Source organism: Oleiphilus sp. HI0067 (assembly GCF_001635735.1).
The window spans coordinates 1-14,887 of the sequence record NZ_LWFI01001199.1; the positions used below are offsets into that span (position 1 = coordinate 1).

The window sequence follows — 14,887 nt, forward strand, 5'->3', positions numbered from 1 at the left end:
CAAAAAGAGAGTATCGACGGTAAAGGTTTTCCTCAGGGCTTGGATAAACAAAAATTGGACAAGAGCAACATAATTTTCAATACAGTTCTTGAGTATACAGAACTACGTTATAGTCCCTACAGTAAACAACAAAGCCACCATGACACGATGAGCATCCTAAGATCAGCTCCTCTAGCTTATGACCCTGAAGTACTGGAATATCTTGAAACGTTAGATTGGAAAAAAAAGGAGGACAACTCATGCCTCGAAGAGATTCATCTTCCTGTAAACTCCTTAAACGAAGGGATGATTGCCAATAAAGATGTATACAGTAAAGGTTTACTTATTATTCAATCTGGCACCCCGTTCGATAACAATTTAATCTCAAAATTAAAATTACTTGAACATTACAGCAGTACAAAAATTTTAGTAAACGTATTGATCCCAAGTGATCACAAGTCTATCTGATTTTATTCTTATAATGATGATATTCGGGGCAATAATCATAGCTTTGTGGAGCTTTATAAACGGCGATAACAACATTCCTATCGGGCTGAGGTTTGGTTTTCGGTATGGCCATTTTTTATTGGCGTGTCACTCATTGAATTAGATAAAAATAAAACGAACGCGCTATAACTATGAGCAAGCTCATTTAACCAATGGTAAGCGCATGCACCCAAGAGGCTCATGCCACTGCGGCAGCGTCAGCTTCCACGTCGGAGCTTCTAGTCTTTGTCCTTTTAATAGCTGTTATTGCTCTATGCTGTCTAAAAACTGCAGGAGGTGGCGGCTATGCCATCAATCTCGGAGCCGACGCGAAAACATTAAAAATAGAGGGTGAAGAAAATATCACTGTTTACCATGCATTGATAAAAGATGAAGAAACAGGTGAAACAAACATAAGCCCAGCAGAAAGACGATTCTGCAAAAAATGTGGAAGTTCATTATGGCGATGTGATCCGCGTTGGCCGGAGCTTGTGCATCCATTTGCTTCAGTCATCGACACCGAATTGCCAATCCCTCCTGAACACTCACACATGATGCTCAACTCAAAAGCTTCATGGGTAGAAGTCGATAAACAAACACACGATAAATGCTTCGCAGAATACCCCGATGAATCGCTCGCCGATTGGCACCTTCGTTTAAACTTAAACGCTTAGCCCTAACAGATTAATGCTTTGCCTCATCGGCCCTTTAACTTGACCGCTTCAGCCTGAGTCTTCTGATAGTACTTCCCTAAACTCTTATCCGCTGCCCTACGCTCAGCAAGACTCGCTGAATTCAGAGCGTTTTCTCGTAATAATTTTTGATAATTCGCTAATCGTCGCGCACTCAACTCACCGTCCTGAATCGCTTTTTGAACTGCACAGTCTGGTTCTTCACCGTGAATGCAATCGTTAAACTTGCAACGTAGAGCAAGCTTTTCGATATCAGAAAATGCCTCATGGATACCGTCTTCTACATCGCTAAGCTGAAGCTCTCGCATCCCCGGCGTATCCAATAACAACGCACCTTGCGGAAGCGAGATCAATGCGCGTGAAGTGGTTGTATGCCGACCTTTACTGTCATCTTCACGAATACCGCCGGTACTTTGCAGCTGTTCACCAAGCAATGTATTTGCGAGTGTCGACTTACCGACTCCAGAGGAACCTAATAATACAATTGTCTCACCCTCGACGAGCCAAGGCTCAAAGTCTTCATGAGACGCTACATCAAGTGCATTGACGGCTAAGACAGATAAATTCGGATCAATACTTTGTACCTGTGATACTAAAGCCTCAACATTATCAGCGAGGTCTGCCTTTGTAATAACAACCACAGGATCAGCATCCGCTTCATTGACCAAAGCTAAAAAACGCTCAATACGATTTAAGTTGAAATCATGATTCGCCGAACTCACGATAAACGCTGTATCTACATTCGCCGAGATCAACTGCTCTTTCACTTCACTACCCGCAGCCTTGCGTGCGAAACGACCTTTACGTTCAAGCAAACGATGAAAACGATAGGCACTGTTTTGACTACCTTCACTCTCTTCAATCAACAAAAGCCAGCCCCCCACCACAATAGGCGGCATACTTGGAACAATACTCAAGGCAAACGTTTACTCGCCAGTATCTACTAATAACTCCGAGCGGTGTTGTTCAACAGCACGCGCTGCGGTCACATCGCCCCATTCATCAAGCGAGACTTGTTGCTGAAAAAAAGACTGCCATCCGAGATTTTGAAGTATGTTAAGTTGGATCATAAGCGCTCTCTAAAATTCTGACTTAACCTTAGTCAACATTTTCTGTTCTGCGGTATCACAATTGCGAATGTCTTGTTAACGTAGAAGCCTACGATCGATAAATCTAAGCTATCTTAAAAAATCTAACTAATATTGCTCACATCGCAGCAGGATGATCTTTAATATGCCTGATACGAAAACCATGTCTCATGTTGTATTGCTCTCAGGTATTTTGGGTCTGTCAGCATGCTCAGCCCTTCAAAAAAGTGATACGCATATGGCCTGCGAAGGTCATGCTCAGTATCAAGTGACGTACGAAAGCATATGGAGCGAAGAGACTTTTCCGATTGAATATCCACCCTCAGATGCACACTACTCAAAGCTCGTAGGCGCAACACATTTGCCTCAAATCACTCCATGGCAAGAAGGACAGAAGGCTAGTGAAGCAATCACACTCGTCGCGGAGAAAGGCCAAAATTACAAGTTAAAAAACTGCGTTGAGTGGTTGATCAAAGTAGATAAAGCCGGCAGTTATATTGATGGCCCTGATCTAAATACCGGTACAGGCATCATCACAACGCAATTTTCGGCAACGCCCGAGTTTTCATGCCTTAGTCTGATCAGCATGATAGCGCCTTCACTTGATTGGTTTGTTGGCGTGTCAGCTCTCCCTCTTTGCGTGAATGGCGCATGAATAAACGAATACAGCGCAGAACTGTATGCCTTCGATGGTGGAACTAGCAGCGGCGATGCCTATGCTTATGCCACCTCAGAAACGGTAACAACCCCCGCCGACACAATTAAGCCTGTCAGCAATGAGCGCTTGAATATAGATAAAGATAAGATTTTCGGCGTGCTTACGCTGACAAAACAATGATTCAATGATACGACTAGACGATCTTCTAATGACGACAAAAAAAATTCTGCTTCTTTTTGCCCACCCAGCTCAAGGCGACTCCGAGGTCAATAAGACCTTATTCTCTGCTCTGAAAAAGATCGATAATATTACTGCGGTTGATCTATACGCCGAATATCCAAAGTTTCATATCGACGTAGAGCGAGAGCAGCAGCGATTGCTCGAGCATGACATCGTTGTATTTCAATTCCCTTTATACTGGTATTCCTCACCAGCCATCATCAAAGAGTGGCAAGATCTAGTGCTCGAATATGGCTTTGCTTACGGGAAGAGTGGCGACAAGCTCAAGGACAAAACCTTGTTCATTCTGACGAGTGCAGGAGCCCAAGAAAGCGCTTATCAAACAGAGGGGCTGAACCAGTATCCACTGCGCGAATTACTACGCCCTTTCGAACAAGTCGCGCATCTATGCCAAATGCATTACATACCGCCTCTCGTTTTGTTTGGCGCAAGAACAGCCAAAGAGGATGGTCGTATCGAGCCTCATACAAAAAAAGCGAGTGCACTTTTCAACGCACTCAGTGATGGGTCTCTCACGCATGAATCCTTCGGTGACATTGACTTAAGCAACCATTACAACAACGCCAACACCACTAACAAGAACAACGAGGTTTGATATGACCGCCTATTTCATTCAAGCCAGTATTTACCTGCTCGCTGCCGTTATTGCCGTTCCGATTGCTAAACGCTTAGGGCTTGGCTCGGTACTGGGTTATCTCATTGCTGGCGTGGTCATCGGCCCAATCGCTGGGCTAGTAGGACAAGAGACACAAACTATTCAACACTTTGCTGAATTCGGCGTGGTGATGATGTTGTTCTTGGTTGGTTTAGAACTTGAGCCCAAAATGCTCTGGAATATGAAGACGAAACTTCTTGGCCTTGGTGGCTTGCAAGTTGGTCTGAGCACTTTGTGTATCGCATTGATTGCCAGTTTATTTATCGATCAGTGGACCTATGCCCTCGCCATTGGTCTGATTTTCAGCCTCTCTTCTACAGCGATCGTACTTCAAACCTTCAACGAAAAAGGTCTAAATAAATCAGAGGGCGGTAAAAGCGCGTTCTCGGTTCTGCTCTTCCAAGACATTGCGGTCATTCCAATGCTCGCATTGATTCCGCTTCTCGCAATTAGCGCCTTAAGTGGCTCACCTACTGTAGCAGAAGACGCCCATCACGGCTATAGCTTGGTCGATGGTTTATCAAGCTGGGCCTATGCAATCGTGGTACTGAGCGCGATTGCAATTGTTGTTGTCGGCGGTCATTTTGCTAGTCGACCACTCTTCCGCTTCGTAGCCGCATCGGGGTTACGAGAAATCTTTACGGCCTCCGCCTTGCTCCTCGTTATCGGCATTGCTGCGATCATGAGTTTGGTTGGTCTGTCCCCTGCCCTCGGTACATTTTTAGCAGGTGTTGTGCTGGCCAATAGCGAGTTCAAACATGAATTAGAGAGCACGGTCGAGCCCTTCAAAGGCTTGTTACTAGGACTGTTTTTCATCACGGTTGGTGCAGGTATCGACTTCGGGTTGTTCTCAAGCATGTGGCTAACTGTGCTCGCCGCCACCGCAGCATTGATGCTCGTAAAGTTTGGCATTCTGTATGTGCTTGCCACGATTTTCCGTATCAAAAACAGCGATCGATGGTTGCTCTCACTGAGCCTAGCGCAAGCAGGTGAGTTTGGGTTTGTACTCTTGAGTTTTAGTGTTCAAAACTCAGGACTGCCTGATGATATTTCTAAGCTATTAGCGCTGGTTATCGCGATTTCTATGTTCCTAACGCCGCTTCTGTTTATTGCCTTCGACAAAATTATTCTTCCTCGATTTGAACTCAATACCAATGCCTCTCAAGAAGAGGATGCAATTGAAGATTCAGCACCGGTCGTCATTGCCGGTATTGGTCGTTTTGGCCAAGTAATTAATCGCCTACTGACCTCTAACGGCATTCCAACCGTTGTTCTGGATCGCAGCGTTGACCAGATTAATCTGGTACGCAATATTGGTATTAAGAGTTACTACGGTGATGCAACACGCCATGACCTTCTGCATACAGCAGGTATCGAACAAGCCAGTTTATTCGTGGTCGCGATTGACGAATCGGAGTTAGCGATTGAGCTCGTCAATCATGTTTCGCATACCTATCCACATATCAAAATCTTAGCGCGCGCCTACGATCGACGAGACGGCTACGCACTGCGACAAGCCGGTGCGCATCATGTGGTGTTTGAAAGCTTTTATTCCGCTTTGGAACTGGGTGGACAGGCGATGCAAGAAATCGGTTTTCATCCTTTCCATGTAGAGCAACTCAAACAAAACTATATTGATACTGAGCAAAAACATGATTCAAGCTTGTACGACATGTGGCAGAAAGCACAAGGCGACAGCACCATGATGCAACACTATCGCCTGTTGTTTATTAAGCTTGAGGAACTGTTGAAAGAATCTATGAAGAGCGGTCGCGAAGACAAACATGATTCGAGCCACCAATCTTGGGCGCCACCTCCAAAAAATTATTTGAAGGAGCTGCGCGAAGATTAAGCTAGAACACAGCTAAAAAGGTTGGAACAGGCAAACCGCTATAAATTGAAAATACGCTATGCGTTGCCACTTAAAAACAGCTCTTTCACATCGTCCTCAAGTTCTAGGCTATCTCAGTGCTTGAGGGCTTGCGCTGGCAGCAGCATTGGATAGTTCGTGCCGAATAGAACCTTTGTTCGGCCATGCTCTTTAATGAATTTGACGAGGTTATCGGGATAGCGATTCGCTGTATACGCCGAGGTATCGATATAAACGTTCTCGTTTTTCGTCGCCACCGCAATCGCTTCTTCTGTCCAAGGGTAACCAATATGCCCCCCAACAATCGTCAGCTCAGGGAAGTCCAGAGCCACTTGGTCAAGGTAAATTGGTCGCCCTACTTCACTTGGCATCAAGGGACCGGTATGGCCAATCTGGGTACAAAACCGAATGCCTAAATCTGCACAAGCCGTATAGACTGGATAAAAACGACGATCTGTCGGCGGCACTTCCCACAACCAAGGTAAAATGCGAATCGCTTTAAAGCCGAGCTCGTTTACACAACGACGAATCTCGCGCACCGCTTCCATTGGCTTTGAAATATCAACCGAACCCACTCCAATAAATCGATCAGGCGCATCTGCGACAAAACCTGCCACTTCGTCATTTGAAATCATCACATTGCGCGGCGCATACCACGCACATATCAAACTCTTATCTACCTTTGCTTGGTCCATCATCGCAACCGTCATCGCGACTGGAGGCGCTTGTTCGGGCACGGGCATTTTTGTCCAACGACGAAGTGAATCAAAAATAGGGTCTTGAATATGACGAAGCGTCGGATGTTGCGCCCATGCATCAATGATCATTAGAAAGTCCTAACTTGTGTGTGTTTTTATTATCTCTTTAAATACTACTTCGCATTTAAAGATGGTCTGATAATTAGGTAACGACAGTGCACACGCCCAAGGCTTTTAAAATCGACAATCAAGATCAAATGTTCGCTCTCATTGCAGAACATCCTCTTGCGACACTCATTGTGAATACCAGCGAGGGGCTTGAAGCCAATCACCTTCCACTTTTATTGGAAAAGATAGATGGTCAACACACACTAATCGGCCATATCGCGAAAGCCAACCCATTGCATAAACACATCGAGAACGGCAGCGATGTACTGGTGACTTTTCAAGGGCCTCAAGCCTACATTTCAGCAGGCTACTACCCTAGCAAACAAGTCGATGGGAAAGTTGTTCCAACATGGAATTACACCGCCGTTCATATCAAGGGAGAAATCACCTTCAACCATGATAAAGACGAGCTATTAAGCATTGTCGAAAAACTCACGCGCTCACAAGAAGATCAACGCGAGCAGCCGTGGAAAGTAAGCGACGCACCAAACGGCTACATCGATACCATGCTCAGAGCGATTGTCGGTCTGCGCATCACCATTGATGAAATCCAAGGCAAATGGAAAGTCAGCCAGAATCACACATTAGAGAACCGTCGAGGAGTTATTGATTCAATAAAGAAAAATGGCGATGAGAAAATGTCCAGATTAATCGATTATAGATAGGTCTGAATTAACACTCGTTTGCTAAACCAAAATGTATATAATGTGCGCCCTCATAAAAACAACAAAAGAAGTAAATGATGTATAAATCCTTCACGCGCATATTTTTTGCAATTTCAGCCTTATTCCTATTAACAGCTTGTGGGTCATCTCACATGGTTATTTACCATGACGATACACCAATCGCTCCAGTACTAGGGATGGTTTATGTCGACGTAAACTTAAACGACTCGGAAGCCACACGATTTGTGGAAGGCTTCGATACACTAGTATTACAAAAGCTAAAAGGCCCCGAGCTAGGAATAGAAGAAATCGATCGCATAAGATTTTTTGAACTTAAAAAATCAGCCATCGACACGGCAAACACAGCTGTTTTTGCTGCTCAACTTCCACCTGGGTTATACACCGTTTTCAAGTTAACAGGACGAGGAAAATCGGTTTCTTATGGCGCCCCGAACTTTGAAGCAAGATTCGGTGTTTGGAGTTCATTCCCGACATTCAACATAGAACCGAAAAAGCTGACTCATCTCGGTTCTCTTGTTCTTCAACCTTACACAACAAGCGACATCAATTTTTTGTCAGGCCAATATTCGAAATGGTCGTTTTTAACCCTAACGCCGCCAGATAGTGGATTCGATTATTTACCTCTGACAAATCCTGTAAATCACCTATTACTAAAAAGTACTGATCACTTATCTTGGAACGACAGTTTTTCTGAGAATAAATACGCTGCCCTTGTGGCGTTCTCGGAAAATATCGTTTCTGTTAGCAAGACAGGTAAGACTGATCAATCACCATACATTCTCACCAACAACAGTGAGTTGATCATCTTCAATCCTGACAATTTGACCATCCAAAAGCGTGATAAAATCAATGGCTATACTCGAGCCACAAGTTATCTTCAGACTGATGAAACTCAATATTTTGGAACAACATTTGGCACTTTGATAACTAAGCCGAACTCTGACGAATCAGCGTTAGAAACAAAGGTCGATCCTAATCAACAACTCTTCTTGGCCAAGCAACACAATCAACAATTAGCGGCGATAGGTAAGAACAATCGTTCTCTGTTTTTCTACTTATCCCAGCCTAACGAATCGAAATGGATTGCATCACACACCTTTGACTTACCGGATGACGAAGCAACTCAACATCAAATATTCAGTTATGTTGAGCTAGAAAATGATTCAATAGCGATATTTTTTGGCCACCACCGGATTGAATGGGATCTATCGACTAACGCTATTATTAAAACAAAACTAGAAGACCCAGCAATCGATGTCGAAAAACTAGGTAATGGTGCTTTAACTGCGCAAGTATCCAACAGACCAGCTTTAAGTTTTGATCAGGGAATGACTTGGACAACCGCGAATAGAGAAAAAGGCCGCGTACTGTTTTATAAATCCTCTAATATTTCTTGGGCAAATGGAGATACATATCGAGTTGTCGCAGCTAACCCAAAACGAAATAATCAAGGACCGAGAAATAAATTCAAAACTGGGAAACTACAGATTGCAGAATTTAATATTGACGATATCAAACGTCCTTTAAAGTGGAATTACTATGGTTTAATCGACAAAGATTGCTATCAACTAAATGCAAGTTTGAGCTCTGAGTCGACAACCGTCACTTCTTGCCTGAGTGGCCACTTGATGAGCAGCAGAGACGGTGATGTATGGTCCAATATTCTTCCAGCAGCGCCCACTAGAGAGGAGATTGATACTTTTCTTCTTGAGCAGCGAATCCCGAAAAGATTGATCACTGAGTTTAATCTAAACCCACCCTTAATTATTCCTGTCGTTGCACCTTAATGTTGCCGGCCCAAGCCATGTTGAATACATGTTCGTTTGGGCCATGCTTCGCTAGATATTCCAGTTTCTCTTTCGCTTGTTCAGCGGTTGGAAAATCACCATCTTCAATCCACCAAAGTGCTAGGTGCGGGCCTTTGGTTTTTTGGAACCATTCTTTTTTACGCTTAAGAATGTCTAAGTGCTCGCCTTGATACACGTAGTTCTTCAAAGCATCGAGTGATTCCCAAACCGAGATATTAATAATCACTCTTGGGTCATCAAATAAACGTACCGCGGTTGCATCACCCTCTTCCGTTTGAAAGCGCCAAACAAAGCCTTCACTTCTTTCTGCAAGCATGTTGATATGATCAATCGCTTCTTTGAAATCGACCATTGAAGGATGATCTACTCCCTCGAATCCATATGCGATATTTATTTGTGCAAGTTGCGCCATATCCCCTTCCTTGAATGCATCACTGCGCTAAGATTGTCTTTTCATAATCTATAGGCAAGAAGTTAAATTACAATGATCGCCGTTATATTTGAGGTTGTCCCAACCGAAGGTAAGAAACAAGAGTATTTAGACATTGCCGCATCACTTAGACCAATGCTTGAAACTATTGAGGGTTTTATTTCAATTGAACGTTTTGGCAGTCTGGTAGATGAGAACAAGATACTGTCACTCTCTTTCTGGCGAGATGAAGCGGCGATTAAGGAATGGCGAAACCTAGAGGCCCACCGTTTTGCGCAAGCCAAAGGCCGTGGAGGCGTGTTTAAAGAATATCGTTTACGCGTGGCCAAGGTATCTCGTGACTACTCAATGGTTGAGCGAGATGATGCACCATCAGACAGCCGTGCACATCATGAGAACTAGACTTAGGCTTTCACCAGAGAAGCAGTAAAAAGTACCTGCTTCGATTTAAGCAGCCTCGGACATCTCCAAAGTTGGAAGCGGTAAATCCCAAATCGCAGCGAGAATCGACACAAGTTTTTGCTCAATCTCACAGACCTTGCCATCCACTTCAGCTGCCGCTAATAGACCTTTTATCAATCGAGGCGTCAGCAGAGGGTAAGCTTTCTTCAGCTCACTACAGGCTGTAGTGAATTCTTTCGTTGAAATATTCAATGCTAACTTGGTACCAGCCAAGTCAATACCGCTCGCTTTACCAGCGGCCTCAATAGCCGCCAATTGATCACGAGTTGTTCTCGTCCCCATTTGAACAAATTTGGTCACGGCAATTCGGTAAAAGCCGGCGATACTCTCAATATTTTTGTACTTAGGCTTAACCGGCTTAGCTAAGCCAAAAAAGCGATCACATGGATTACGAAACAACTCAAAACCCAACCACTCTGATAGCGAACGTTTTTTATCTGCGCTAATGACCTGAAGGTAAGATGATCTAAATGCGGAGTACTCTTCCTTTGATAAAGTTTTAAGCGATGGAATTGCCGCACGGAGCAAATCTAATTTTTGCGATAAAGATAAGGGCGCGATCCGTTCACTCCAATCGTTGGTCGCAACAGACTCATGCCCAATAAACGCGTAATACACACCTTTGGCGTCATAGGAAGTGTGCACACGCTCCAATAAACTCTTAAGGTTAAACGCCGGTTCAGCAGCAGCTTGCTCCTGAAATTCAAAACTTATATCGCTGCTTCCAGATGATTCAGATTGCACAGCTTTCGATAAATCTTCCGCATGAAGTGAGCCTCCAGAAAACCCCATGACTGCATCACCAAACTCACTCCGAAGCTCAGCTTCAGCCGTCGACTCAGCATACTGGCCATTCCAATTTGGCAGCAAACGCTCAATGCGTTCATCAACTGACGGGTGCGTAGCAAACAGACGACTGTTAAATGCAGCTGAGAAGAAGAAATGCCCTAGTTCATGCGCTCGTGGATTATCAATTTTAGAATGTTTACCGTAGCCGCCAATAATCTGAAGCGCTTCACCAATGCCGGTCGGGTTACGCGTGAACTGTACCGCCGATGCATCCGCTAAATATTCGCGCTGTCGACTAAGCGCCGCTTTAATCACTTCACCAAAAAACTGCCCAACCGTACCGAGAAGCCACAAGGCTAGCCCTGCTATAAAAATAACAAACTGACCGCCGTTATTTTTTCTGGAGGAGTTAGAGAATCCATAAGATCGACGATAGCTTCGGCGTGACCCTGCCTCCATTAATATTCGACCAGTCTCATTGATCATGGTTAAACCATGAAGCGTTGCGACAACACGCACATTTAAGCGCATATCACCATTAAGAATATGGCTGAACTCATGTGCAACAACGCCTTGCAATTGATCACGATTTAGCTGCATTAACGCACCTTGGCTAACAGCGACTACTGCGTCATCACTGCTGACACCAGCCGCAAAGGCATTGATTCCTTGCTCATTCGTCAATACGTAAGCAGGGGGAACTGCCATGCTGGCAGCTAATGCCATTTCCTCAACGACGTTAATTAAGCGACGCTCGTGTAGCTCTTTGGTATCAGGGCTTACGCGCTTTCCACCCAAAAGTTCAGCGACAACATGGCCACCCTTACTTAAGTCGGACCACTTTGACCACGTAGCCACCGCAATCACACTGACAATAATCGCGCTAACAATGGCGATCTTGTCCCAACCAAAATTATCAATGATCGCGAGCAAGGCTTGATACCAAGGCAAGCTAGAAACGTTAATTCGCTGGGTGCCGGCTAAGTTACCAATATCGCTAAACCAAACAAATACGACAAACAAAGCATTGGTTAGAACGACCAAGACAAATACAGCCAAACAAAAAAGCAGAATCAAACGCTGACTCTGCTTTCGGGCTTCTTCCTGTGCCAGGTAGAAATTCACGTTTTATCCTTAAAACAGATTTTAGAAACTAACTTTAGGGGCCTGCTGAATTGCTGCTGAGTCTTCAAACTCTAACAACGCTGCATCTTTACTGTGACCAAAGGTTGGTGCGAAAAAGTTGTTCGGGAAACTTTGACGAAACACATTGTAGTGTGTGACGGAATCATTAAACGCTTGGCGCGCAAATGAGATTCGGTTTTCAGTAGAAGTGAGCTCTTCGGTAAGTTGCGCAACATTCTCATTGGCTTTTAACTCTGGATACGCTTCCACCGCAACATTAAGCGCACCGAGAGCAGATTGAAGCATGCCTTCGCCCGATGCTAATTTGCCTAACGCTGAGGCACTCGCGGGATTTTGAGACGCAGCCTTCAAACCGGCAAGTGCGGTGTTTCGAGCACTAATCACAGCCTCAAGCGTTTCTTTCTCATGGCTTAAATACGCCTTAGTTGCTTCAACCAAGTTAGGGATCAAATCGTAGCGGCGCTTTAATTGCACCTCAATTTGCGAAAAGGCATTTTCATATTGATTTTTGAACGCGACTAAATTGTTGTAGATGCGAACGATATAAAAAGCAACAAAGATCAGAACGATCCATGAAATGATGGTTGAAACTTCCATAAGACACTCTCCTTAAAGTAATTACTTAAGACTAGATGACTTATGGAAGTCTGTGTAGCGTGACACGCAACTAAGATAGAGATTAGCGTCAAATGCTAAACACTGATGAATTATTGTACTTCTTGATACGCCCAAGATAACCAAGACATTAAGGCCTCAACGTCACTCGCCTCTACCGTCGCGCCACACCAAATACGCAAACCATCTGGCGCGTCACGATAAGCACCGATATCAAAAGCAACATTTTCGTCAGCCAGAAGTTTAATCATGGCTTTAACTTGCTCTGGCGTCGCGTTCAATTTTAAACACACACTAGTGTTCGATAAGGTATTTGGATCTTGCGCTAAGAAGTCGATCCAGTCATTTGCCGCGACAAACTTTTCAATGGCAGCTAGGTTTGCTTGAGAACGATCAATCGCACCCTGCAATCCACCAAGACTATCCACCCAAGCAAGTGCATCGAGATAATCGGCCACACATAACATTGATGGCGTGTTGATTGTTTCGCCACGGAAAATACCTTCAACCAGCTTCCCTTTTTTAGTCAAACGGAAGATCTTAGGTAAAGGCCATGCAGGCGTGTATGACTCTAGGCGCTCAACCGCTTTAGGGCTGAGAATTAACATGCCATGCGCACCTTCACCGCCGAGTACTTTTTGCCAGCTGTAAGTCACTACATCTAGCTTTTCCCATGGCATGTCCATAGCAAATACCGCTGACGTAGCATCACAAATGGTTAAGCCTTCGCGATCATCAGCAATCCAATCGGCATTCGGCACCTTTACCCCTGCCGTGGTCCCATTCCATGTAAATACCACATCATGCTTCGGGTTAGCCTGCGACATGTCTGGTAATAAGCCGTAATCAGCGTGGTAGTGATTCACGTCATCCAACTTCAATTGGTTGAGAATATCTGCCACCCATGTTGAACCGAACGACTCCCATGCAAATACATCCACTGGTCGAGCACCAAGCAATGACCACAGAGCCATTTCAACGGCACCTGTATCAGAAGCTGGAACGATGCCAACTCTGTAACCTTCGGGTAAACCTAGCAAACGCGCTGTTTCTGAGCAGGCACGACCTAAAGCGTCTTTGCCAATAGCCGCACGATGCGAACGACCAAGCGTAGAGATATCTAAGTTATTGACGTCATAACCCGGGCGCTTACTGCATGGGCCTGATGAAAAATTAGGGTTAGCAGGCTTAAGGCTTGGTTTAGTAAAACCAGTCATATACTCTCCAGACAACAATAAGTGGGATGCTAAAAACAGGCCGGCAATGCTATCACCAGACGTGGGCTAAGTCACTGAATCAACAGAGCGCCATAACCATTATAACGCGCACAAACTTTGCTCAACTATTTCCTGATTGGGCTACTTACATTAAACTAGCGCGCCTCTAAAAGAGCGATCCGATTAACCTCTGATGTATAGGAATAAACATGTCAGCATATTCAGATAACGATGTCGTCATCGTTGCAGCAAAACGTACCGCAATGGGTAGCTTCGGTGGCAGCCTAAGCACAACTCCAGCTCCAGAACTTGGCGCAGCAGCGATTAAAGCGAGCATCGAGCAGGCTGGCATTGCAGCAAGCGATATTGATGAAGTGATCATGGGTCACGTTCTTCCAGCAGGTGTTGGTCAAGCCCCAGCTCGACAAGCATCACTTGGCGCAGGCATCCCAGACAGCGTGCCAACCACAACGATCAACAAAATGTGTGGTTCGGGCATGAAAGCAGTGATGCAAGCATTTGACGCGATCAAGGCAGAATCTTGTGAGTTAATGGTTGCTGGCGGCCAAGAAAACATGTCGCTTGCACCTTACATTGTTCCTAAAGCACGCACGGGTTACCGTTTAGGTCACGGCGAGCTTCTAGATCACATGTTCTATGATGGACTTGAAGACAAGTACACCAGCAAATTGATGGGTAAGTTTGCTGATGAAAACAGCCAAGAAGATGGTTTAAGTCGTGAAGACATGGACGCGTACACCTTGCGTTCACTAGAGCGTGCTCAGACAGCGACAAACGAAGGTTGGTTCGCTGAAGAAATTGTTCCTTTCACAGTTAAGTCGCGTAAAGGTGAAGTTGTTTTTGATAAGGATGAGCTTCCTGGTCAAGCACGCCCTGAAAAAATCCCTTCACTTCGTCCAGCATTCGACAAGAATGGCGTTGTAACTGCAGCTAACTCATCAGCAATTTCTGATGGTGCGGCAGCTGTAATTCTTTGTTCTGGAAAAGTTGCAAAAGAAAAAGGTTTAACGCCACTAGCGGTAATTCGTGCGACTTCTTCTCACGCAGAAGCTCCAGCGAAATTTACGCACGCACCATGTGGCGCTATTGAAAAAGTATTGAACAAAACAGGTTGGGCTTCAGCTGATGTTGACTTGTTCGAAGTGAATGAAGCCTTCGCAATGGTTGCAATGACAGCAA

Annotated in this window: 16 protein-coding genes; 9 read left to right on the top strand and 7 right to left on the bottom strand. The window is 44.8% G+C overall.

Annotation, left to right across the window (positions count from 1 at the left end):
• Both A3739_RS30080 and A3739_RS17810 read left to right on the top strand, forming a co-directional pair.
• The coding region (locus A3739_RS30080; protein ID WP_197472409.1) for a hypothetical protein at window positions 1-447 on the top strand (447 nt) is incomplete at its 5' end.
• Window positions 448-638: 191 nt separating this feature from the next.
• Window positions 639-1,139: a GFA family protein gene (locus A3739_RS17810; protein WP_369819838.1), complete on the top strand. Its 501-nt coding sequence runs from the start codon at window positions 639-641 to the stop codon at window positions 1,137-1,139.
• Between the two features lie 23 nt (window positions 1,140-1,162).
• On the opposite strand, the gene rsgA is transcribed toward A3739_RS17810, so the two are convergent.
• Window positions 1,163-2,074 (bottom strand): ribosome small subunit-dependent GTPase A, encoded by a 912-nt coding sequence (gene rsgA, locus A3739_RS17815; RefSeq protein WP_231876776.1) that lies wholly within the window; start codon window positions 2,072-2,074, stop codon window positions 1,163-1,165.
• A 9-nt stretch (window positions 2,075-2,083) separates the two neighbouring features.
• Window positions 2,084-2,227 carry a hypothetical protein gene (locus tag A3739_RS30950; protein WP_231876775.1) on the bottom strand — a complete coding sequence of 48 codons (144 nt, stop codon included), beginning with the start codon at window positions 2,225-2,227 and terminating at the stop codon, window positions 2,084-2,086.
• Between the two features lie 163 nt (window positions 2,228-2,390).
• Here A3739_RS30950 and A3739_RS17820 point away from each other — a divergent pair, with 163 nt between their 5' ends.
• The 3 genes from A3739_RS17820 (at window position 2,391) to A3739_RS17830 (ending at window position 5,650) form a co-directional block, all read left to right on the top strand.
• Complete coding sequence (locus A3739_RS17820; protein ID WP_197472317.1) at window positions 2,391-2,900, top strand: spondin domain-containing protein; 510 nt, start codon at window positions 2,391-2,393, stop codon at window positions 2,898-2,900.
• Window positions 2,901-3,111: 211 nt separating this feature from the next.
• On the top strand, window positions 3,112-3,738 hold the full coding sequence (locus tag A3739_RS17825) for an NAD(P)H-dependent oxidoreductase (RefSeq protein ID WP_068502302.1): 627 nt from the start codon (window positions 3,112-3,114) through the stop codon (window positions 3,736-3,738).
• Between the two features lies 1 nt (window position 3,739).
• Window positions 3,740-5,650: a monovalent cation:proton antiporter-2 (CPA2) family protein gene (locus A3739_RS17830; protein WP_068502287.1), complete on the top strand. Its 1,911-nt coding sequence runs from the start codon at window positions 3,740-3,742 to the stop codon at window positions 5,648-5,650.
• Window positions 5,651-5,763: 113 nt separating this feature from the next.
• Here A3739_RS17830 and A3739_RS17835 read toward each other — a convergent pair whose 3' ends face one another.
• Entirely contained in the window at window positions 5,764-6,495 is a 732-nt protein-coding gene (locus A3739_RS17835) for an amidohydrolase family protein (protein ID WP_197472410.1), read from the bottom strand.
• 86 nt (window positions 6,496-6,581) lie between these two features.
• On the opposite strand from A3739_RS17835, the gene A3739_RS17840 reads away from it, so the two are divergent.
• Together A3739_RS17840 and A3739_RS17845 are read left to right on the top strand one after the other, a co-directional pair.
• Window positions 6,582-7,199 carry an FMN-binding negative transcriptional regulator gene (locus tag A3739_RS17840; RefSeq protein ID WP_082878479.1) on the top strand — a complete coding sequence of 206 codons (618 nt, stop codon included), beginning with the start codon at window positions 6,582-6,584 and terminating at the stop codon, window positions 7,197-7,199.
• 152 nt (window positions 7,200-7,351) lie between these two features.
• Entirely contained in the window at window positions 7,352-9,007 is a 1,656-nt protein-coding gene (locus A3739_RS17845; protein WP_156502664.1) for a hypothetical protein, read from the top strand.
• On the opposite strand, the gene A3739_RS17850 is transcribed toward A3739_RS17845, so the two are convergent.
• A complete protein-coding gene (locus tag A3739_RS17850; protein WP_068502292.1) occupies window positions 8,985-9,440 on the bottom strand; it encodes a DUF3291 domain-containing protein in 456 nt (151 codons plus the stop codon). The genes A3739_RS17845 and A3739_RS17850 overlap by 23 nt on opposite strands.
• A gap of 72 nt (window positions 9,441-9,512) precedes the next feature.
• On the opposite strand from A3739_RS17850, the gene A3739_RS17855 reads away from it, so the two are divergent.
• Window positions 9,513-9,860, top strand: a complete 348-nt coding sequence (locus A3739_RS17855; RefSeq protein WP_068500046.1) for an antibiotic biosynthesis monooxygenase — start codon at window positions 9,513-9,515, stop codon at window positions 9,858-9,860.
• A 45-nt stretch (window positions 9,861-9,905) separates the two neighbouring features.
• Here A3739_RS17855 and A3739_RS17860 read toward each other — a convergent pair whose 3' ends face one another.
• The 3 genes from A3739_RS17860 to A3739_RS17870 form a co-directional block, all read right to left on the bottom strand.
• Window positions 9,906-11,834, bottom strand: a complete 1,929-nt coding sequence (locus A3739_RS17860; RefSeq protein ID WP_068502294.1) for a M48 family metallopeptidase — start codon at window positions 11,832-11,834, stop codon at window positions 9,906-9,908.
• Between the two features lie 21 nt (window positions 11,835-11,855).
• Window positions 11,856-12,452: a LemA family protein gene (locus A3739_RS17865; protein WP_068502296.1), complete on the bottom strand. Its 597-nt coding sequence runs from the start codon at window positions 12,450-12,452 to the stop codon at window positions 11,856-11,858.
• 110 nt (window positions 12,453-12,562) lie between these two features.
• Complete coding sequence (locus A3739_RS17870; RefSeq protein WP_068476261.1) at window positions 12,563-13,687, bottom strand: phosphoserine transaminase; 1,125 nt, start codon at window positions 13,685-13,687, stop codon at window positions 12,563-12,565.
• A 209-nt stretch (window positions 13,688-13,896) separates the two neighbouring features.
• Here A3739_RS17870 and A3739_RS17875 point away from each other — a divergent pair.
• On the top strand, window positions 13,897-14,887 hold a 991-nt coding region (locus A3739_RS17875), incomplete at its 3' end, for a thiolase family protein (protein ID WP_068502299.1).